At 35.9% G+C, this 21,625-nt stretch carries 16 protein-coding genes; 3 read left to right on the top strand and 13 right to left on the bottom strand.

Annotated elements, in window-relative coordinates; all coding sequences use genetic code 11:
• Positions 1-22 precede the first annotated feature (22 nt).
• From SLH51_RS13445 to SLH51_RS13430, 4 genes are all read right to left on the bottom strand, one after another.
• Positions 23-487 (bottom strand): redoxin domain-containing protein, encoded by a 465-nt coding sequence (locus SLH51_RS13445; protein ID WP_335961898.1) that lies wholly within the window; start codon positions 485-487, stop codon positions 23-25.
• A 140-nt stretch (positions 488-627) separates the two neighbouring features.
• A complete protein-coding gene (pfkA, locus tag SLH51_RS13440; RefSeq protein ID WP_335961827.1) occupies positions 628-1,587 on the bottom strand; it encodes a 6-phosphofructokinase in 960 nt (319 codons plus the stop codon).
• A gap of 690 nt (positions 1,588-2,277) precedes the next feature.
• Complete coding sequence (locus tag SLH51_RS13435; protein ID WP_335961825.1) at positions 2,278-2,499, bottom strand: hypothetical protein; 222 nt, start codon at positions 2,497-2,499, stop codon at positions 2,278-2,280.
• Between the two features lie 212 nt (positions 2,500-2,711).
• The gene (locus tag SLH51_RS13430; RefSeq protein ID WP_335961823.1) at positions 2,712-3,737 is read right to left on the bottom strand and encodes an alpha/beta hydrolase; all 1,026 of its coding nucleotides are present in this window, start codon (positions 3,735-3,737) and stop codon (positions 2,712-2,714) included.
• A gap of 469 nt (positions 3,738-4,206) precedes the next feature.
• Between SLH51_RS13430 and SLH51_RS13425 the strand changes: the two genes are divergently transcribed.
• Together SLH51_RS13425 and SLH51_RS13420 are read left to right on the top strand one after the other, a co-directional pair.
• The gene (locus SLH51_RS13425) at positions 4,207-4,602 is read left to right on the top strand and encodes a (deoxy)nucleoside triphosphate pyrophosphohydrolase (protein ID WP_335961822.1); all 396 of its coding nucleotides are present in this window, start codon (positions 4,207-4,209) and stop codon (positions 4,600-4,602) included.
• 316 nt (positions 4,603-4,918) lie between these two features.
• Entirely contained in the window at positions 4,919-6,160 is a 1,242-nt protein-coding gene (locus tag SLH51_RS13420; RefSeq protein ID WP_335961821.1) for an ATP-binding protein, read from the top strand.
• A gap of 865 nt (positions 6,161-7,025) precedes the next feature.
• Here SLH51_RS13420 and SLH51_RS13415 read toward each other — a convergent pair.
• A complete protein-coding gene (locus tag SLH51_RS13415; protein WP_335961819.1) occupies positions 7,026-7,226 on the bottom strand; it encodes a cold-shock protein in 201 nt (66 codons plus the stop codon).
• A gap of 754 nt (positions 7,227-7,980) precedes the next feature.
• The gene (locus tag SLH51_RS13410) at positions 7,981-8,181 is read right to left on the bottom strand and encodes a cold-shock protein (RefSeq protein ID WP_317123950.1); all 201 of its coding nucleotides are present in this window, start codon (positions 8,179-8,181) and stop codon (positions 7,981-7,983) included.
• A gap of 535 nt (positions 8,182-8,716) precedes the next feature.
• On the opposite strand from SLH51_RS13410, the gene SLH51_RS13405 reads away from it, so the two are divergent.
• Positions 8,717-9,250, top strand: coding sequence for a CueP family metal-binding protein (locus tag SLH51_RS13405; RefSeq protein ID WP_335961817.1), 534 nt, complete (start codon positions 8,717-8,719; stop codon positions 9,248-9,250).
• A 369-nt stretch (positions 9,251-9,619) separates the two neighbouring features.
• Here the strand turns inward: SLH51_RS13405 and brnQ are convergent, their stop codons facing one another.
• The 7 genes from brnQ to SLH51_RS13370 form a co-directional block, all read right to left on the bottom strand.
• On the bottom strand, positions 9,620-10,969 hold the full coding sequence (gene brnQ, locus SLH51_RS13400) for a branched-chain amino acid transport system II carrier protein (protein WP_335961815.1): 1,350 nt from the start codon (positions 10,967-10,969) through the stop codon (positions 9,620-9,622).
• 349 nt (positions 10,970-11,318) lie between these two features.
• The gene (locus SLH51_RS13395; RefSeq protein ID WP_335961897.1) at positions 11,319-14,759 is read right to left on the bottom strand and encodes a glycoside hydrolase family 2 TIM barrel-domain containing protein; all 3,441 of its coding nucleotides are present in this window, start codon (positions 14,757-14,759) and stop codon (positions 11,319-11,321) included.
• 491 nt (positions 14,760-15,250) lie between these two features.
• Complete coding sequence (locus SLH51_RS13390; RefSeq protein WP_335961814.1) at positions 15,251-16,216, bottom strand: alpha/beta hydrolase; 966 nt, start codon at positions 16,214-16,216, stop codon at positions 15,251-15,253.
• A 101-nt stretch (positions 16,217-16,317) separates the two neighbouring features.
• A complete protein-coding gene (locus tag SLH51_RS13385) occupies positions 16,318-17,160 on the bottom strand; it encodes a mechanosensitive ion channel domain-containing protein (RefSeq protein WP_335961813.1) in 843 nt (280 codons plus the stop codon).
• Between the two features lie 422 nt (positions 17,161-17,582).
• Positions 17,583-18,671: a GerAB/ArcD/ProY family transporter gene (locus tag SLH51_RS13380; protein WP_335961812.1), complete on the bottom strand. Its 1,089-nt coding sequence runs from the start codon at positions 18,669-18,671 to the stop codon at positions 17,583-17,585.
• A gap of 417 nt (positions 18,672-19,088) precedes the next feature.
• Positions 19,089-20,108, bottom strand: coding sequence for a zinc-binding alcohol dehydrogenase family protein (locus SLH51_RS13375; protein ID WP_335961811.1), 1,020 nt, complete (start codon positions 20,106-20,108; stop codon positions 19,089-19,091).
• A 161-nt stretch (positions 20,109-20,269) separates the two neighbouring features.
• Entirely contained in the window at positions 20,270-21,217 is a 948-nt protein-coding gene (locus tag SLH51_RS13370; protein WP_335961810.1) for an MBL fold metallo-hydrolase, read from the bottom strand.
• Between the last annotated feature and the right edge of the window lie 408 nt (positions 21,218-21,625).

Raw genomic sequence — 21,625 nt, 5'->3', positions numbered from 1 at the left:
TTCTATAGTTCATTCGAAATTATTATTTCGTTAACTTTTCAAGCTCAGAAAAAACGGCCTCATAATCTTCTTTCTTATCAGCTTTGAATGAAGTGTTCAAGTATGTAATGACACCATCTTTATTCACTACAAAGACAGAACGAACGGCGGTTTCGCCTTTTTCGTTAAATACGTTGTAACGTTTCACTGTTTGTTTATGCCAATCTGACAATAATGGATAAGGCAAAGTCCCCATGCTTGCTGCAAAAACATTATGTGAGTAAATATGATCCACACTAATGGCCAATACCTCAGCACCTAATTCTTCAAATCTTTTGTAATCCTCTTTCCAAGAGGCAATTTCTTTGATTCAGCCAGGTGTAAAGTCCATTCCATAGAAAGCCACTACAATATTCTTTTTGCCACGATATTCAGACAACGAAATCTTTTCTTTTTTCGTGGCAGTTAAAGAAAATTCAGGGGCACTATCACCGATCTGCAAAGTCATTTGCAAGCTAACTCCTCCTTTAAAACCAATTAAGAAAATTCTTTTCCTTACTTATTATCTCCGCTTTTAGCCTAAATTAGACTTTGTTAAATCATTCTATCCTAGGAATTTCAACATCTCGGCCCCAGATTTAATCAAGATTAGATAGATAGCTGACTAGCTAATTCGAACATGTTTGTATTTATTTGATGAGGCTTCCCTAAAATCTTATCAAAAGGATAGTGCACCAGCTTATTTTGCTCAATTCCTACAGCTACACCAACTTGATTATCGGTAAGTAGATCAACAGCATAGGCCCCAAGTCTACTAGCTAGTACACGATCAAATCCCGTCGGTTTTCCACCTCGTTGAAGGTGGCCTAATATGGTTACGCGTGGCTCAAGATTCATTCTGTTTTTGATTTGTTTTACTACCTCTACACCGCTCGTGCTTCCCTCTGCTACGATAATGATACTGTGCTTTTTTCCTCGTTCTATTCCTTTTTGTATTTTGTCAACAATTCCACCAATATCAATTGAAACCTCTGGAATCATTATGGATTCAGCCCCTCCTGCTAACCCACTCCATAATGCCAAATCACCCGCGTCACGACCCATCACCTCAATCACGGAGGTTTTCTCATGTGACATGGCTGTATCTCTTATTTTATCAATTGCATCTACGATTGTATTAAGCGCCGTATCAAAACCGATCGTATAATCTGTTCCAGGAATATCGTTATCAATTGTTCCTGGAATGCCCACCGTCGCAATACCATATTCAGCTAGCTTTTGCGCCCCCCGGTAAGAACCATCACCACCGATAACAACGACACCCTCAATTCCATGACTCATTAATTGGTCAATTGCCTTTCGTTGACCTTCCTCTGTTTTAAACTCCTCACTTCTAGAGCTATGTAACATCGTTCCTCCACGATGGATAATATCACCTACAGAACCTAAGTCAAATTTCTTGATTTCTCCCTCCATCAATCCTGTATACCCTCGGTAAACCCCAAACACTTCCAGACCAAGATAAAGACCTTTTCTTACAACCGCCCGTACAGCAGCATTCATCCCTGGAGAATCTCCTCCACTAGTTAATACAGCAATTTTTTTCAACTTAATCAATCCTTTAACTAATAAATATAATTTTATTCTTCCCTATCTTTACTGTAAAGCATCCAATTTAATCAATCCAGTAAATTATAATACAATAATGATTGTAGGTTAAGACATGATTCAATTATGTTTGAACAATAAGAGGGTGAGTATAAAGGAGGAATCAACCTCTACACTCACCCTTTCTTCTATAGCATATAAATATCTGAGTAATTAGGTGAACACTAAAGGATATTCTTTACACATATCAAAAAAGACAACCCCAATGGATTATCTTTTTTCTAGATGGCAACGGTCTAGCTTACTATTTCGCTTCTATATATTGTTCTACGTAGAAAAGCGGGAGCTCCAACGATCAACGGTATAAAAGAGCTGAACCCGTTCAGCATCTTGAACCACATCAGAAATGAAGGGTATGTTAATAAATACCAATATAGGAAATTACAGAAAATGGAAACTCTGAGAAATATGCCTCCCGAGCTGTTACTAATTCTAATGCATTGGTACCTTGTTTTATTTGTACTAGCAATTTCTCTTATTTTTGATATCGATATTCTTAATCCATATTGTTAGGCAATCGTAGCTAGGCAATCGTAGCTAGACAAGCAGCACCACAATCCTTTTAACATGTTGTTTGATTTAGTGTTGGATACCAGTTAATAATAAATACAGAAATAGGTTAGAGTCTACTTACTGTATATGACATTTTTTCTGTAAGGCCATAGTTATATAATAAACAACAATCATTAGCACTAATGTTAGAGAAAATATATACTTATAATCCATTAGAACTATTTTAAAGAACAAGTCATTTAAAATAACGGTAACTAGATACATAATAAAAAAAGTAAAAAATCCATTTTTATACGCATGTAATTTCATAGTTTCTTCTTTAGTTTTGTTTTGTTTCATATCCATAACCTCCAAGGTATTCATTTTTCCAAACATATAACCAATTGCTACTAGTGGGAGCCCCCACCATTTAGAGTTGGCTTTCCTTCGATGGAAAGGGACTTAAAGCTCTTCTAGATTTACTAAATTATATTTAATCTCCTATAAACCTTAGGTTCTGACCTATCTCGATTGAAATGAAGCCTTTTCTAATCTAAATAATGGTCATTATGTTATGTAGAATGTGTATGGTGATAAATACAATCAACATAACTACTCCCTTCAGTTACGATACTGTCTATAAATTTCAGCGTATCTTTGGCAATTTGCTTACGATTAAAGATAATCCCTGCATGACCGTACGGATAAAGAAGGCGCTGCGGTTCTCCCCAGGCACTCCAAAGTCCTTTCGCATCTTTTTCCATGATATATTGATCAAACTCCCCGCTGATAAGGAGAATTTTTTCTTTTGATATGAGTGGTTGTTGTTCATCTGTGCGAATAATGGACCAGCTCTGACGTAATTTCTCATATGTAAAACCATGTATCTCTAAATCCTGTTTAATGTACCTTCCAATAGGAGTATGCCAAATTTCAAAAGAAAGATCATTAGCGTACATAACCGAAACAAGTGCATCTATTTCTTTTTCATATAAACTTATTAAATTCGATAAATAGCCTCCTAGACTGATGCCAATGAGTATTATTTTTCCTCCCTTATGTTGTTTTAACCACTGAATTAACGCCCTAATCTCTAGAACTGCTTGTCTAATAGCTGTTACCGTTCTTCCAACATTCGCACTAATCATATATTCCCCGCTATATAGTCCTCCTGCTGTCCGATTAAAATGATAGGGAAGAGTAGGGAAATAGACGTGGTAATTTCTCCTAAGCATCTGTTTCAAGAATATCGCTTTAAAGTTATTCAAGTTGTCTGAGCGCCACCCATGTACCATGATTACATGAACGGGTTCCTCATTACGTTTACTCAAATAACAGATCCCACTTGTGTTTTCATTATCCGCATCTCCAGAATGAATGGGGCTGTCAAACTTGTAACAACCTGATAGATAATGTTCGTGATAAGATAATTCAAACGAAAGAGATGGAACACTTCTCACATGATAAAAAGAGTCCCGGTTCATTGCGGTGAAAGACTGTAAATCGAAATGATTACGAAATTGTGGCAGTACGCTTCTTTTACGATGCAATAGATGTAAACCAACTTTATCTAAGAATACACTTAACCATTTATTCATGTATAACTCCTCGTATGCTAAATCATTTTGACACTCGTTACAAAGCTTGTCCTATGTTTTTAAATCTAAAAGAATGTGCAGGGTTTCAATTGGATAATAATAGTAACCGAAGGAAAATGGTTATATTCCATTTAGCGAAGAAAAAAGGGAATATACTGGTACCTTCTTAATATTTTAATTTACAAAAAAGGGAAATCAACCCTATTTTTCATAGTATTAATGTTTCACAACTAATTTACTAGGTATATTTCCCTCTTAAAACTCTCGCTGTCTCGTTTTGTACGGATTCTTGCCTCTTGAGGATCAGTCTACAGGCTCAAAACGAGCAGACATGATGCTTGCTCTTGCTTGACCAAAAGCTCTTTTGCGCCTTAAGCAATCTATTTATGCGCAAAAAAACACAACCCTTTTGGATGATGCTTTATCTGCCTGGCAATGTCCTACTCTCACAGGGGGAAGGAGGATCACATTGAAAAAAATAATCAAAGTAGTAGCGGCCATTATTGAAAATGACCAACAGGAAATCTTATGCGCACTTAGGTCTCCTCGGATGTCGCAACCGAACATGTGGGAATTCCCAGGTGGAAAGGTTGAAAAAGATGAGGACATCTATACAGCCTTAAAAAGAGAAATCGAAGAGGAATTACACTGTCACATTGAAACGATTGATTTATTCCATGATCACACGCATGAGTACGAGAGTATTACAATCAACTTGATTGCCATTACAGCTACAATCGTTAAAGGCACACCTATTACTACCGAGCATTCTAAACTAATTTGGTTAAAGAAAGAGAATCTCGACTCACTCAAGTGGACACCAGCTGATATTCCTGCGGTTGAGCAATTAATGAAAGGGAGCTAAGGACGTCCATAAGGGGTTTCCTTTTCACAGTTTAGATTTTAACCCATAGTTATATAACTAGTTATTGGGGCTCCTTACCAGTCAAAGGTGACCTAATTTTACTTTCGCAAGGATCCCCTCCTAACTACACACATGTACGAGCATCTTCTGTACCAACACGAATAATAATGCGACTTTGTAACTTCGGATTCCTTCTTCCAGTCTCCTGCTAATCCCCTGAAAATTTTCCGCTAATTATTAATAGAAGGATAATCCTTTTTTCATAAACCATATGCTAAAATAATGGTAACTATTTCAACATCAAGGAGAGAGCCTTATGTTTAGTTTTGACAACTATTTGTTTGCATTATTAGTCGTATTAGTTCCTGTTTTTGTCTATTATTCTTTCTTCTATAAAAGGGATCGTTCAATATTCGGCCTCTTTTGCTGTGTATCCATTATCCTTTCAATGACGTATCCTCTTGAACTTGCGACTGGACATATTTATGATTTACGAACGATACCTTGGCTTCTTACCTTTCTTTATGGTGGTCTGAACATGGGGCTAGCAGCAACTGCACTTATTTTTGTTTATAGGCTAATTATAGGAGTCGATATTGGGCTTCTTATTACAATATTTACTTACCTAACATCCGGTATCAGTGTTGTGCTCTTTTTGAAGAAATACCAAAAAGTAGATTTAAAACAGAAATTAAAAATAAGCTTCTTTTTAACTATATTTAATACCGTTTTAGTATTAATGGGAATCATATACTCACCAGCAAACTTTAACCTTACCGTATTACCTACATTTGTTGCCTATTTTATCTTGTCACACCTAGTGACAATTCTTATCGTCGTTTACATCATTGAGACATTACAGGAAAAAGAACAAAATAAAAGCAAACTTCAGCAAGCGGAGAAGATTAAAATTGTCGGTGAAATTGCAGCATCTGTGGCACATGAAGTACGTAATCCATTAACCGTTGTCAAAGGTTTTATCCATATTTTTAAAAATGAAAAAAATATAACACGAGACCAAATTGTTTCGTTAGAATTAATGGACTCTGAATTACAAAGAGCTGAAAAAATCATACATGATTATTTATCCCTCGCCAAATCGAAACCAACTGATCTTGAGAAATTGGACATGATCGAAATCGTAAAAAATGTAGTCGGCGTCATGGAGTCCTATGCTCTATTAAATGGAGTGAACATTGTAACGAACCTGCAGGATTCTCATTACATAACAGCCAATCGAAGTGAACTTAGTCAAGTTTTTTTAAACATCATAAAAAACGGAATTGAATCGATCGAAAACAAAGGAAGCCTAACAATAAGTGCAAGAAAACTAGGCAACTACGTGGAAGTCAATATTACGGATAATGGGAAAGGGATGAGTGATGAGGAAATAAAGCGCTTAGGTTCCCCGTTTTATACGACGAAGGATCAAGGAACAGGTTTAGGAACAATGGTTTGCTATAAGATTATTGATAGCCTAAAGGGAGAAATAAAGGTGAACAGTACTATTAATGAAGGTACGACATTTTCTGTCATTCTTCCGTTAGTAGAGCAGTGAAAGGAAATCAATATGGAGGTTCCTTATTTTCGTATAAATTTTATAACGCTTTATCCAACATTACGATAAATAGGTAAAACAAAAAAGAAGTATCTAATCGGTAGATGCTTCTTTTTAGTCGGTTTGCCCATTACCACTATCTGATAAATTAAGACAAATTTTTCTCTAGTCACTTAATGCTTGAAGCAGGTTGAGCAACAAATTGCTCCTCCCTATCCACTTTACAACCCTTAAATAGCTTGCATATATTTCCTACGCAATATTTTACCCTACCGTTAAAACACACCACACCCCCTTGATCCATCTGCAGGACAAGACTCCTTAAAGAACAATTAAGAACACCGAATTCTCGCCAAAAAACATACTTTTTAATACGCTCATCCTATAGATTTTCAGCCCAAAAGTTTCAGCATCCGTCTCAGCTCGTCCCAACTTTTAATCAAATACATCTTGAAATTTAGCAATCAAGACTTACAATCATCCAATTCCACAGCAATTTTAAGCATACGATAAGTCAGTTCTTCTTTCCAAAATCTGTCGAAGCACACTGACATAAAACGTGAGAATACTACATAATACACTTGCATGTGCTCGATATAAATCGAATTCAAATTAACTACACCAAAAATTAGGTATTCCAAGAATAATGTGTTATGCTCTATCTAACCATTTTACCACTTGTATCATGTTACCCCGAGGCTGACTAGGAAGATGCCAGATCAATCCAGCAATTCTTAAATATAGACAGGACCAAACGGTTCTATCTATTTTGAAATTGTTACAGGGTCAGGCATTCATTAGTCAGCCTTTTCTGGTTGTTTTTTTGCACATAAAAAAGGACTCCGCTAGAGAGTCCTTTTCATTATTATGCTTTGTTTACATTAACAGCTTGAAGTCCACGTTGACCTTGCTCAGTTTCAAACGTAACTTTTTGGCCTTCATCTAAAGATTTAAAGCCTTCGCCTTGGATAGCTGAGAAATGTACGAATACGTCATCTCCGCCTTCAACTTCGATGAAGCCAAATCCTTTTTCTGCGTTAAACCATTTTACTGTACCTTCTTGCATGTTCGTTTCCTCCTGCGGTGGTTTGTCCACCTTTTATTACTATATTTGTTCAAGTTCGTTATCAAAGGCGAAAAGTTTAAATACTTATTCTGCACAACAGACCGAACAAAAATAATTCTTCCTAAGATTAACAGATACGATTCCAAAAAGCAAATTGTGCTAAACTGGGAATTAAATAGTCAATACGGTACCAATCACTTGACCTAGTAATCCCTGGAACTAGCGCACAAATCATCTCGCTAGAAATTAACAAGGCCTAATCACCAAACAGATTCTGTTACTTTGCCTTTTAAGTTATCCACACAGTTAGACGGTTACTACGTATCGATTTTTTTATTCACCCTTCGGAAGAAACCAAATGTTCTTTTTAACCTTCAAGATCAGGTTGTAGAACAAAAACACCCACCTCTTTTAGAAAAAAAAGAATAAGGACAACCCTTTTCTGGTTGCCCTAAAGAAATTTGAAGTGGGAGTCTTCTTTCAGTAATTGATAAATTTTGTTTCATTAAATATTAGGTGTTCTACGAATAATGTGTTATGCTTCATCTAACCATTTTACCACTTGTATCATGTGTTGCCCCAAGGCTGACTAACGAAACATGCCAGACTAATCCATCAATTTGAAAATATAGACAGTACGATACGGTCTATAAGCTCGAAATTGTTACAGGGTCAGGCATTTATTAGTCAGCCTTTTTTGTGTTATTTTTTTGTCACATAAAAAAAGGACTCCACTAGGGAATCCTTATCATCATTATGCTTTGTTTACATTAACAGCTTGAAGTCCACGTTGACCTTGCTCAGTGTCAAATGTAACTTTTTGGCCTTCATCTAAAGATTTAAATCCTTCGCCTTGGATAGCTGAGAAATGTACGAATACATCATCTCCACCTTCAATTTCGATGAAACCGAATCCTTTTTCTGCGTTAAACCATTTTACTGTACCTTCTTGCATGTGTGTTTCCTCCTGCGGTGGATTACGTCCACCATTTATTACTATTGTTGTTCAGTTATCAAAGGCGAAAAGTTTAAATACTTATTCGTTCCTACAGATCGAACAAAAATAATTCTTCCTAAGAATAACAGATAAGGTATAGAAAAGCAAATAGGGGTTCATTGGGAATTTGAACTATTCCTTAGGCTCCTCTCAATCCAAACGTTCCGGAATGATAGACTGACTATTAACCTAACCTCTACTCTGTCTTGCTAATCTCCAGCTTAAACCGGTAAAGGCTAGAACATGAAACACCTAAGATAACGGATTTAAGAAACAGCAGTCTCATTGAAGAACCAACTGATTTAGAATTCACAGAATTCACCCGACAAACTACTCCGCAAACTCCGATTCAATGTTCATAGTAGTTTCACAAGTAATCTATCCTATTCATGCTAAAATAAGTGTAGATAATTTCAACAAATGTACTTAAACAAAACAATATGAAATGCACAAAGAAAAAGAATAACATCAGAAAGAGGGAGAGTCGTACAATATGAAAACAAAAATCTTTGCAGTTATTGGTTTAGTTTCTGTTGCCCTAGCGGTGTATTTCTTCACCCCAGACGAAAGTACTATGACGAAAGAACATGAAGTCGAAGATATTAAGGAATTGGTCAATGATTACAGTGTAGGTAACATAAAAAATCAGTCCGCTTCCATCACATCGCATCAACTGATCGTGACCGATAGCGACGGAAGCCAGTTAACCTATGACTTACCTGAAGACGACTTTTTCGTTTCCTTAGCGCCGTACTTCGATCAAACCCATCCTTGAGCCAACCATAACTTGACAGGTTGTCAAGGAGAAATCGTAAACGAAGAGTTTGACGTATATATTGAAGACATGGAAGGAAACGTGATACTAGACGAAACATTGACATCGCTATCGAACGGATTTATCAATTTGTGGTTACCTCGAGAAAAAGCGTACCGTGTAACGATTGCATATGATGGGAAAATGGTAGAGTCTGAGCTTTCCACGTTTGAAGGAGACAATACTTGCATTACAACAATGCAGTTGATGTAGTACAAAAGCACCTGAGTAGGTGCTTTTTGTTTTAGTTACAACTAGTAAGAACATATCTTCATCACAATCCAGAACTCAAAAAAATTGATAAATACCCCTACGTTTCCCTTCCTTCTCCTATATATAAAAACTGAAGGACTGATATTATCCCTTTTAAGTTAACCGTTTTTTGGTTTAGAAGCAGCCATAACAAGATTACCAAACAAAGATGAAATTGACCTTCAGTACATTACATAGATAACTTGGACATTATCTAAGTAAATGACATGCATTATCAAAAAAGAACTTTGAAAATCAGGAGCCCCTGACCTTCAAGTTCTTTTTGATCATTATCATGAAAACTAGTCAAAATTATCTTATTTATTTGCTCTATTGTTTTTCTTCGGCTATTGAATAATCCAAGCTTTCTTTTCTTAATGAACGAACAAAGAAGCCGATGATTCCACCAATAATAGCTGGAACAATCCAACCTAATCCGACGGAATACCAAGGAAGAATGGCCGTTAATAGATTTTGGATCGCCTCGATTTGCATGCCAGCTGCATTTAACCCTTCAAAAATACTAACGATAAAAGTGAACAACATACTAAGTTGATAGACTTCCTTTTTCCCTTTGAAAAGAGGATGTAAAAATGTTAAAACCATTAAACAAATCGCTAATGGATAAAGCATCGATAATACAGGGATTGAGATGGTAATTAACGTCGACAACCCAACGTTCGAAATGACTGCACTAAAGATTGTAAAAATAATGGCACATCTTTTGTACGAGACCGTTGGCACGAGTTTCGTAAAGTATGATGCACATGAAGTGATTAACCCAATACTTGTCGTTAAGCATGCTGCAATCACGATAAAGGCTAATAATACTTTCCCAAATGATCCGAAATAATAGTTTGATACACTTGCTAAAATAGCTCCTCCATTTTCTAAATGGCCTAACTCATTAACACTTGTCGCCCCCATATAAGTAAGGGAAGAATAAATGATAGTAAGCAAAATGCCAGCGATCAAGGCAACTTTTAAAGTAGAAGCCATAAGTTGCTTTTTCGTAATGGCTCCTCTCTCTTTCATAATGTTAATAATAATAATACCAAACACAAAAGCAGCAAGTGCATCCATCGTTAAATAGCCTTCTTGGAACCCTTTAAAAAAGCTATCAGTCATATAATATTCTGTCGGTGCTTGAACTTGTCCAATCGGATTGATAAAGGCAATAATAATAAGGATTCCTATGAAAAGTAATAATAATGGCGTTAAGATTTTCCCAACAATATTAACAAGTTTGCTTGATTGCAAGGAAAAATAGAGTGTGATCCCAAAGAAGACAATAGTAAAAAGCAACAACGGTAGAAAGCTATCGTTAGTTCCTAAAAACGGCCTTATTCCCATTTCAAAAGAAACCGTGTTTGTTCTAGGTATGGCAAAAAGTGGCCCTATCGCTAAATAAAGTGCAACTGTAAAGATGACCCCATATACCGGATGTACTCGACCTGCAAGTGATTGCAAATCACTCTTACCAGAAAAGGCCAAAGCCAAAATCCCAAGAATCGGCAATCCAACTCCAGTTACGATAAAACCAGCATTTGCTGAAAAAATGTTCTCACCAGCCAGTTGACCAAGCATAGCAGGGAAAATTAAATTCCCAGCTCCAAAAAATAAAGCAAACAACATAAACCCTACTGCAATGACATTTGAAAATGAATCTCTTGATGACATAGTAAACTTCCTCCTGTATTCGACCGAAACAACACCTAAAATTCACCAGTTTGTCCCGTATCTATTTCAATGCCAAAACTATATAACGAAATTTTGTTTTTTATCAAAAAATTCAAATCGTACTAGTTTCATAAGGCGACGGATGATAATATATCATACAAAAAAATGAAATACAATATCTTTTCTGAAAATAAAATTATATGAAGATATTAAAAAGTACCTTTGCTTCTTTGTTCGTATAGCTTCTTAATGGTTAATGTAAAAAATAGATAAGGGATCACCACATTACATGTGGGTCCCTTACCTATTTTGAAAAGACGAGCCTTATCGACAGGTTCCAGGTACCTAGTTACTCAAACCGGAACCATCCAAAATCAAAATTAGATCCTGGTAAGAAAATGAAGGTCACTTTTTGCATTCCTTTAATTTTCTCCAATTCAAATACTCGTTCTTCGTAGCCATCGGACTGCATGAATTCAATGAGCTGATTACTGCTTTCGCCTTCCTCATTCGCAAACCGGATATGAATCGTATTTTTATCAATAGGTGATCTACCATAAACGACAAGTTTTTTGGCACCTTCATTTGTAAAATCCATCTGTTCAAATTCAAGAGAAACATTATTTCCTATTCCTTCAACACTGTTCTCAGTAATTGTAAAGGTGTCTCCATAAATGTGATCACATTCTGTTGCGCTATTTTGTGCGAAGGCTCTATTCTTTTGTTCAAAAGTAAATCCTTTAATATGCACCTTCTTTTGAAGCACAAAACAAATCGAAGTAATACCGCGTAATCTTTTTGACAAGTGATAGGTTTCTTCTTGATAGACATTCCATTTCGATGGCTTTTGATAGATGACATCGGCAATTATTGTACTGTCCTCTTCCCCAGGCATTCCTTCCCAAATTTGCAGTGCATACTCTTCACTTGATAAGGCAAATATCGGAATCGTTATCGTATCAGAGCCATAGGGACCAAAGTCTATCTCATGAAAACCAACTTGGGTTTCTCCATCTCTACTAGTCGCTACTCCTCGCTCGTTCCCGTTTCCAACTTCACCTTTGCTATAATCATAAAGTCCAGCCGATATAAAGCCATAAGGATCTTTGTATGCTGTACCAAGACCAACGGCATTAAATTCTAATTCGGATATAAGTTTTGTCTTGTCAGTCCCATTTTTACTTGTGCAACGAAGTCGAAATTCACCATCACCTAAAGCTGTTACTTTCACCTCGTCACCAAACGCCTCTACTTTAGAAATATTCGATTCTATCCCTGCAGCATTTACTACACTCCACTCTAGCTCTTGATATGAAGTATTTTCTGGGTATAACTCCGCTCGCACCATCATTTCTCTTTTTGATTCGTCAAACTGCTGCCCGGACTCACTAATGATATCAATTTTCCGAAGTGGAATTTCCTCATTTCTTCCCATTACAAATGGTAACTCTTGATTCACCATTTGTGCAGAGAGCCCCTTTACTTCCCCATTTTTTAAAGGATGAGATTCAAATTTCACCACTTGGCATTCGAATCCATTAGAGGAAACTTCCATCTGAATCGTTCCAGGCTCTAACGTTGCTCCGATGATAGCCATTAGCTTCCCACTAAATAATCTTCTGCTTACTCCTTTATACTGATCATAATCTGTACTATCCCCATTATCTAAACCAAGCAAACGACCTGCTCCAGTCACATTTACAGAAACACGATTATTTGCATTTTCTACTGGATTCCCGTCTGCATCCTCCATCGTGATTTCCACAAAAAGTAAGTCTGTTCCATTGGCTTGAATGCTTTGTGCATCAGCATTCAAAGAGATCTTCTTTGCATCACCAAATGATTTTCTAACATCTGTTGCAATCACTTTGCCTGTTTCATCATAGGCAATCGCTTTGATTTCCCCTTCTTCATAAGGGAGCTTCCACCAGCCAACAAGTTCTGTTCCATGTTCATGGTCAATATCAAACGTTCCAACTGTAGCACCGTTGAATTGCAACTCAATTTTAGGAGCATTAGAACAGACTCGAACATCAATCGTTTGCCCTTTATTAAAGTCCCAATAAGGGAAGATATGCACCATTGGTTTTGTTTTGTAATCTGTCCACGCTGCTTGATAAAGATAATATGAATCTTTTTTAAATGTAGCCGTATCAATTTGTCCTAAATAGGAATTCTTCGTATGATAAGGTGTCGGTTCCCCTATATAGTCAAATCCCGTCCAAATAAATTGACCAAGTGAAAAAGGTGCATCTCTTTCTGCGATAATACATGCTTCTACTGACTTTGCTCCCCAACTCGTTGGACTGTTTCCAAGGGCAGAGCATTGTTCGTCATCATCAGCAAGAATCGATTGTTCAAATGGGAAATGATAGATACCTCTACTTTGAACGATCGAAGCTGTCTCACTCCCATAAATAATCCAATCCGAATGCTCCTCGTGATGCTTATGATAATATTTTTCTGCATAATTATATCCTGCTACTTTAACGATATCTGCACATTTTTGAGCATTCTCCCAAGGCATATAATTGGAGCCAATCGTAACGATTCCATTTTTCTTTGGATCGTATTTTAATACACAATCCATGAGCATTTCCGTTAGTTCTTGCCCTCTCTCATCTGCATGAGTATCGTAAATTTCATTTCCAATGCTCCACATAATCAAACTCGGGTGATTTCGATCGCGCATGACCCAGCTCTTCACATCACGGTGAGCCCATTCTTTAAAGAACCTTGCATAATCATATTTTGTTTTTGGTCGTTCCCACATATCAAACGCCTCTGAAACGATAAGAAATCCCATTTCATCTGCTAAATCCATCAGCTCTGCTGCAGGCATATTGTGAGCTGTTCGAATCGCGTTAACACCCATATCTTTTAAAATAACAAGCCTTCTTTTTAGGGCAGATTTATTAAATGCAGCTCCTAGTGCTCCTAAGTCATGATGTTCGCAAACTCCATTTAACTTCATCCTTTTTCCATTTAGCTCAAAGCCTTGATTTGAGTCAAGGTTGATGGTTCGAAATCCAATATTTTGAGTTATTGACTCAATTTGTTTTGTGGTCTGCTGCCCATCTTTATCTGTACTAACAAGATGTAATTGCGTTACAAGTTGATAAAGGTTCGGCTCATCTGTGCTCCATAATAACGGATTTTCTACAAACAGGGTTTGTTGGTTATGGGTATTAGAATCCCTTTCTGGAACAATCATCTCTGAAGTAGCAGCAATCGTTTGATCACTATACGTTATAGAATGTGAGATTTGTACGTTTTCATAGATGTTCATATCTGTTTCAACTTCAACTTGCCAACCATTATCGTTTTGTTCAGTTGTTATATAGAGTCCGTCCGTTTTAATATGATTTTGATCTCTAGTCTTTAGCCACACATTACGATAGATTCCAGCTCCTGAATACCATCTGCTGTTTGGACTTTGATGCACAACTTTTACAAGAACTTCATTTTCCCCTTCCACGAGTGCATCTGTGATCTCATGTTCAAACGAAGAATATCCATTTTTCCATTCGCATACAAATTTTTGATTCACATATACAGAAGAATCCATATAAACTCCATCAAAATACAAAAGTACATGCTCTTTCTCCTTAGCACATGTAAATCTCTTACGATACCAACCAATACTATTTTCATAAAGATCTAATGTGTTATAGATAAGCCAATCATGGGGTAGATCAACCGGTTCAAAATTTAAAGAACTACTATCTGAAACTTCAAGACTACTTTTTGCAAAATCCCATCCATCATTAAAAAGTATTTTCTTATTCATCATTAGATAACTCACTTTCTTTACTGATTTTATATAACAAGGCTGCCTGTAATAGAAGACTGAAAGATGCTGTTGTGCTTTTGTTTTTTTCTATTTCATTACTATCTATTTCATGCATTCTCTCCTTTGTAAACGCTTAACAATATATTGTCATTGTACTAAAAGGTTTCTAAGATATAAATATAATCTTATTGTACACACTTATAACAATATTGCGATTTATGAGGGATGATTATGAGATGAGTTTTCCTGCTGCCCATTTCAGTTTAATGCTCTCCATAATACTTGAAACTGATATTTGCTTTAGAGAAATAGCAAGAAAAATGCAGCTAGCATTTGAAAACAAGAATGTTTTTTTACTCAGAAAAAAGGTTCCTGCCCCCCTGTACTTTAACATTCTGGGGAACAGAAACTCTTGTCCTAGCTATCATTTTTATAAGAGGATACAAAAAGGTGACTGTCCAAATAAGACTTCTATACTACCTTATGAATTAATCAATATATGTATCTACAAAACCCCATACACTATGCCAGTACGTCAGTGGATCTACTTTTTCCGCATCTCCGTGGCCTGCGCCTTCGATAATGAGTTTCTCTTTGTCTACGGTTGCTGCATTGTATACTTCATCAAGCATTTCATAGGGTACGAACGTATCCGCATCGCCATGGATAAACAAAATGGGTGTTTGGCTTTTGGCAACTTGGTCGACAGCAGATGCCTCGTATAAGTCATAACCCGCACGCAACTTCGTCATCGTATTTGCAGCATTTATGACTGGGAATTCTGGTAAACCAAAAAGATCGTCTAATTGGTATACGAACACATCACTTACGGTGGCATAGCCGGAATCTTCAACAATCACCTTCACGTTTGAAGGTAAGTCCTCTTCTCCGGAAGTCATCATGACAGTTGCGCCTCCCATGGAAATACCGAACAAAACGATTTCTGCTTCTGAATCCATTTCGATAATTTTATCAATCCATAGGAGCATATCTTTTCGGTCGTGCCACCCCATTCCAATATACTTCCCTTCACTTTCCCCATGCCCTCGTAGGTCTGGTGTTAGTACACTATAACCTTTTTCATGAAAATTTCTGACATACCTTGTCATGTTGACCGCACTATCGGTGTAACCATGGGCAACGATGGCCCATTTATGATCAGATGACTCCTGCTCATATAAATATCCATTTAAGTTTAATTGAAGCTTATCAGAGGATACAATGTTTAACCGAGAAGGCTCATTATGTTTCTTAAATAATTCATCAGCTATTTTTGCTTCCTCTGCTACCGAGGCTAAAACGGCCTCACTTTCCGCTAAATGCGGGTTCCCGGTCAAGAATTCCTTTTCTCGTTCTGCATTTAAAGCGAAGTTATAAAAGTAGTTCCCGACCAAACCATATACTGCAACAAGAATGGCAACAATCGATCCCAAAATGATGAATGTCTTTTTCATATTCTCTCTCCAGTTGTTATCTAATTTAGGTTTTGTTGTTTTTTGGAAGTGATAACAAGTTTAGTCATTCCGTATATTTTTTTCAATTTCACGGAACTTCATTATGCCAACTTAACAGCTTTGTTGTCTTTAACATATAGTAGAATTTCACGCCAAATGGTGTCTTCGGTTATTTTAGATGTTCTCGGTTCAGTTAAGTAACGCATGTTCAGTTTAATAAATCCATCTTTTACAGTAACGTAGACAATTGGGTTTAGGTTTTGGGAGTGAAGCATATATTTTTTTGAAGCTTCATGTACTTTATTTTTGGCTTCCTCAGTAAGATGCTCTGCATGTTTCTTCACGATGGTTTCAAGTTGAGCTTTAGCTTCTTCCCACTCACTATCAATTGTAAGTCGGACCTCAATTTCATTCCAAATGTACCCAAATCCTTTGTTGGCATTAGCTATTGCATGTAAAAAGATATAATTGTTCGGAATGTGGACGATTTTCCCTGTACATTGCTCCCCATCTGTCTTAGCAGTCACTTCCATAATAACAAAATGAAATATTTTTTGGTCGATCACATCTCCTGCACGGTCATTCACAATGACGCGATCCCCCACTTCAAACGGCTTTTGAATGACAATAATTAGCAAAGCTGCAATGTTAGTGAATATTTCCCTAAGTGCAATCGCAATCCCTGCAGAAATGAACCCAACATAAATGGTTAAATCCATCCTTGATTCTGACCAAATAATGATAAAAATAACGAGCAAAATCACAGAATGCAAGTAATACAACCTTTTACGAGTAGTATAATAAATACCATTGTCTTTAATCGTTTTGAATAATACTTTATTGGCAATTCTAATAAGTTTGATGTATACAAGCAAGATAATAAAAGATAAAAATAGTTTATAAATGATCGGATTCCCATTGAAATATTGAATAATTTCTTGCATACTGACTTCCTTTCTGCTTTTTTGTTCAAATTATAATTCTAATGATAATGTAAATCTTATACATGTAAAACATTTTTTTAACCTATTCAATTTTCAAACCTCTTGTTAATTTAATGAAAACTTTCTTCGCAATCAATGTCCCTTTTATCTTGAAATCATCGTCATACTCAAGAACTAAATCATGACTCAATTGCAAAGAGCAATGATTACTAGAGGAGATAACATGGAATTAGTAGATGCTTCGGTAAATTGTTTAACACTTATGTATGAAAAGTAATAAATTATCGTTTAAATAGGAGGGTTACTGCATGGTAAAATATTATAAATAATAGCACTACAGCATATAGTCCCCCTCCCACAAGAAGGATAATCGATAATAAATCTTCCTTTAACGCTTGAATGTCTAGCATAATAATCTCCTATCATGAGGGGGATTTTTTCCTCTTTTTTATACTCATAATTATGAACAGCAAAACTGGAAGAAAAGCATATAAAAATATAGTAGGTATATTCACTTCAAAACCCTTCCATCGTTGATCATGTAACCCTTGAAAACGATTCACCACGTATAGTGGAAAAAGAAGCCCTCCAATAATTAGTATCCATTTAGGGTTTTTCTTATTAAAGAACCAAGTGATCGCTAAAGCAAAGCCAAGGAAGTGTAAGGCTGTTTTATAAAAACCTCCGATAAACAAAATAAACACCGCTATACTATCTAAATTCGTAATAATATCGGCTATATTGATGCTTAAGACCATTTCTAATAAAGGTATTTCAGCATTGGCCGTGAGTTCCGGACCCAATGTAGAAATCATCATAATCAAAGAAGCGAAAAGCAATAAAGCTGATAGACCAACTGCAAGGAAAGCTGTTCTTCGTATTAATTTCTGATCGCCTATATAATGAAAAAACATAAGAAAAATGATCATTTCTCCAAATGGAAATGCAATTACTTCGATCAATTCTACTCCGATAACATTCTGAATCCCAGCTCCTAAAACAGGTTGTAAGGTACTTAAATCAAATTGTCCCGAAAGTGATATGAAAATAAAAATTATCATTAGAAACATTACTAAATACGGTAGTAATACCTCACACGTTCGAGCTAATACTTCAAAACCTAAGCAAAGTATATAAATAATTACGATTATATAAAAATACAAAATCACAAGAGATGGAGTTAATGGTAACGCAGTAATTTTAATAAGTGCACCAAACTCATAAAAATTGTGGCTTGCCGCACTTAAGAATTGAAAACCAAAAAGAAGTAATAAAGGTTTAGCTAGTTTTTTTCCTAATAATTCATTCAATATCTCAGAAAAATCTTTATTTGGATATTGTTTTGGGAATGCAGTATAGACCCACAATAAGCACAATCCAATAAGCGCTGCAAGAAGCACGACAATCCATGCATCACGTCCCGCTCCTATTCCTAAGGCAAAAAGAGTTGTACTTCCAACTTCAAATGCCATGATAAGTACAAATAATTGAATATTTGAAATCCGGATCATATATGATATCTCCCTCTCAAATAATAAATAATAATGTCGAGAATCCCCCCTTTTTATATTGTTGTCATGAATTATAGTCAATTCACAATAAAGCTATCGACATCTATGGAAAACATAATGAACGATGATTAGCTTGGATAAAAGGAATACACTACAACTTCCATTTCCATACCAAAATAAACATTTTTCTACTTTTTCATATTTTTCCCATGCAGTGCAAATTTCATAACTTTTCATCTATTACGATTCATTTAAATATGAACTATTGTACTTTTCCTAAATGAACCGAAAAAGAGGATTTCTCAAAAGTTAATTTTTTTGAGAGATCCTCTTTTTATTAATTGGCTTTCAAATAACGCTATCGTCTAAAGTGGCGCTGTCCACTAGTGGATAAAACCTCAATCCTTTTGCCCCAATTCATTCAAAAGTAATAACAACCTTCCTTACTTCCTCTGGATGGTTCTCGATATATGAAACTGCTTTTTCAATTTCATCTAGAGAAAATTGTTGTGTGACCATTCCCTCTGTTTGGAGTATCTGTTCATTAAATAATTTTATTACTTTAGGGAATTGGTCGGTTTGTAACCGTGAACCATTTATCGTTAGTTCCTTTTTTGTAATTGGTAACTGTGAAACATTTGAAGCACGTTGGTCAAAACCGAGAGTAACAACTCGACCAGCCACTGATGCAACTTCAACAGCGTCTTCAAACGTTTTTGGAATACATACAGCATCAATAATTACGTTAGCACCTTCATTATTAGTGATTCTCTTTACTTCTTCTTTCACATTTTTGTTTGAGGCATTTATTGTAAAATCAGCTCCCCATTTTTTTGCAAAAACGAGGCGCTCTTCATTTAAATCAGAAATAATGCAAGTGGCACCATTTGCTTTGGCTACTTTTAAACAACAAAGACCAATCGGACCTGCTCCCATAACTAAAACAATATCTCCGTCTTTAACATTACCTCTTAGATTCGCTTGTGCACCAATTGTAAAAGGTTCTACTAGAACAGCCTCTTTCCAGTCTAAATTTTGATCTACTTTATGAACTAGGTTCCCTGTTACGACGAGGTATTCTTGCATACCTCCATCACGATGAACACCATATACTTCTAATTGTTTACATACATTTCTTCTTCCATTACGACAAGCGTAGCACTGGCCACAGGTTTCAATTGGTTCAATCACGACTTTATCTCCGATTGAAAGATGGGTAATATTTTTACCTACTTTTTCAACTTCTCCTGTTATCTCATGTCCAATAATTCTTGGAAGAGTAGCTAGAGGGTTGGTTCCATGATAGATGTGCATATCCGAACCACATATTCCAACCATCTTTACCTTTACTAAAACTTCATTTTCTTTTGTAATAATCGGCTTCTCTTTCTCTATAATTGAGATTTCACCTGGTCTTGTAACTTGCACTGCCTTCATTTATGAAAACACTCCTTTTTCTTACTGTCACAGTTAATTTAAGTAAGAATCTGTTAAAAGACATATTATTGTCGTAAGATCTACTTTATAAGCATGTATTCATATCTGCTACATGGTTTTCTCGTGTATGAATTTTGAGCAAGTACACAGAAAAAACAAAACTAGTCGTTATCATTCTTTCTCCAGAAGACTTCATTATTTTTATCAATTTTCTTTATAAAACCTGCTTCCTCCAAATCTAGCAAATGGTGATACACCATTGATATAGATCGAAATTCTTGTTCCTTATTCATCCCTTCACACACATTAGTCCATAATGTTGCTAAATTAGTCTCATTCTGACCTTTCAATGTATTTATGATAATTTCATCAATCGTAGACAAATAATAGTAGACTTTATGCACTTCATTTATCGTTTCTTCTTTTGACATTGGATTAAAATGACCGGTTAACACCCTTTGAATTGCATATGTTTCTAGTAAGATTTCGATCTTCTTTAATGATCGCCTTAACTGTGAAGGCCGTAGGTGCCCTGGAAAAATTGGAATATCTGTTCGAACGATAATATCACCTAAAATTAACGTTTTCGTTTTTGATTCTATCAATCCTAATTCGTATTCAATGTGTCCAGGTAGTTCAATAACTTTTAATTCTAAGTCATCGATCCTAATCGTATCCCCTTCCTGTGCCAATAAATTAACTTTACTGTTACCTACCATTGAATGAAAAATGTCTTCTCTCTTACTATCTGAATCAGGATGAAGTTCAGGATAAGCCAGGGCAAACTCTTCGTAATTTAAATTGATGTCTTCAATCCACTTTTGCGATCCCGTTAGAGCTATTATTAAACAACCTGTAGCATCTTGAATAATACTATTACATCCCATATGATCATGATGTGCATGTGTGTTAATAAGTAGCTTTAATGGCTGCGACTTCATATTCAAATTCTCAATCAATTGCAAATATTGATTTCTCATTAAAGAAACACCAGAATCGATTAAAATGGAGAAAGTTTTCCCGCTAATTACATACGAGTTTACAAATACCTCTTCTGTGAGAAAATATTTGATTCGTTGAATTGGATCAAGTGAAAGCATATGACTCATTCCTCCTTGCGATTTTAGGCCATATCATTTATAACTTATCCTCTATTAATTAATTATTCTCAATTTTTCCACTAGACCAAATTTTGTTTTGAATAGGTGATAAAATACTTTCAACCCTTCTCAATAACTCTAAATCTATTGGCTCGTTAACCCAGTTTATATTTTTAATGATATTATCTGGATTGGCTGTCCCGATAAGTGTAGTAGGAATTTGCTCATTAGATGTAGCAAATTGGACGGCAAGTTTTTCGATATCATAACCACTTTCGAGACAAAAATTAACAACCTCTCTACAAACACTCTTAATTTCTTGAGTCGCAGGGTGCCAAGGTTAATATGGTACCTGTAGTTAGGACACTTGAAAAAGAGTGTTTTATCTACAGGTATTTTTTTATATACTTGAATTTC

Source organism: Halalkalibacter kiskunsagensis (assembly GCF_037027555.1).
Lineage (GTDB): Bacteria > Bacillota > Bacilli > Bacillales > Bacillaceae_D > Halalkalibacter > Halalkalibacter kiskunsagensis.
Note: the sequence above shows the minus strand (reverse complement) of the source record. Positions and strands in the feature narration are given on the sequence as shown.

Coding starts and splice junctions, on each gene's coding strand:
- SLH51_RS13395 (WP_335961897.1), bottom strand. CDS start 14,759: ATGAATAAGAAAATACTTTTTAATGATGGATGGGATTTTGCAAAAAGT.
- SLH51_RS13390 (WP_335961814.1), bottom strand. CDS start 16,216: ATGAAAAAGACATTCATCATTTTGGGATCGATTGTTGCCATTCTTGTT.
- SLH51_RS13430 (WP_335961823.1), bottom strand. CDS start 3,737: ATGAATAAATGGTTAAGTGTATTCTTAGATAAAGTTGGTTTACATCTA.
- SLH51_RS13380 (WP_335961812.1), bottom strand. CDS start 18,671: ATGATCCGGATTTCAAATATTCAATTATTTGTACTTATCATGGCATTT.
- SLH51_RS13415 (WP_335961819.1), bottom strand. CDS start 7,226: ATGCAAGAAGGTACAGTAAAATGGTTTAACGCAGAAAAAGGATTTGGC.
- SLH51_RS13370 (WP_335961810.1), bottom strand. CDS start 21,217: ATGAGTCATATGCTTTCACTTGATCCAATTCAACGAATCAAATATTTT.
- SLH51_RS13385 (WP_335961813.1), bottom strand. CDS start 17,160: ATGCAAGAAATTATTCAATATTTCAATGGGAATCCGATCATTTATAAA.
- SLH51_RS13435 (WP_335961825.1), bottom strand. CDS start 2,499: ATGAAACAAAACAAAACTAAAGAAGAAACTATGAAATTACATGCGTAT.
- SLH51_RS13375 (WP_335961811.1), bottom strand. CDS start 20,108: ATGAAGGCAGTGCAAGTTACAAGACCAGGTGAAATCTCAATTATAGAG.
- SLH51_RS13410 (WP_317123950.1), bottom strand. CDS start 8,181: ATGCAAGAAGGTACAGTAAAATGGTTTAACGCAGAAAAAGGATTCGGT.
- brnQ (WP_335961815.1), bottom strand. CDS start 10,969: ATGTCATCAAGAGATTCATTTTCAAATGTCATTGCAGTAGGGTTTATG.
- SLH51_RS13420 (WP_335961821.1), top strand. CDS start 4,919: ATGTTTAGTTTTGACAACTATTTGTTTGCATTATTAGTCGTATTAGTT.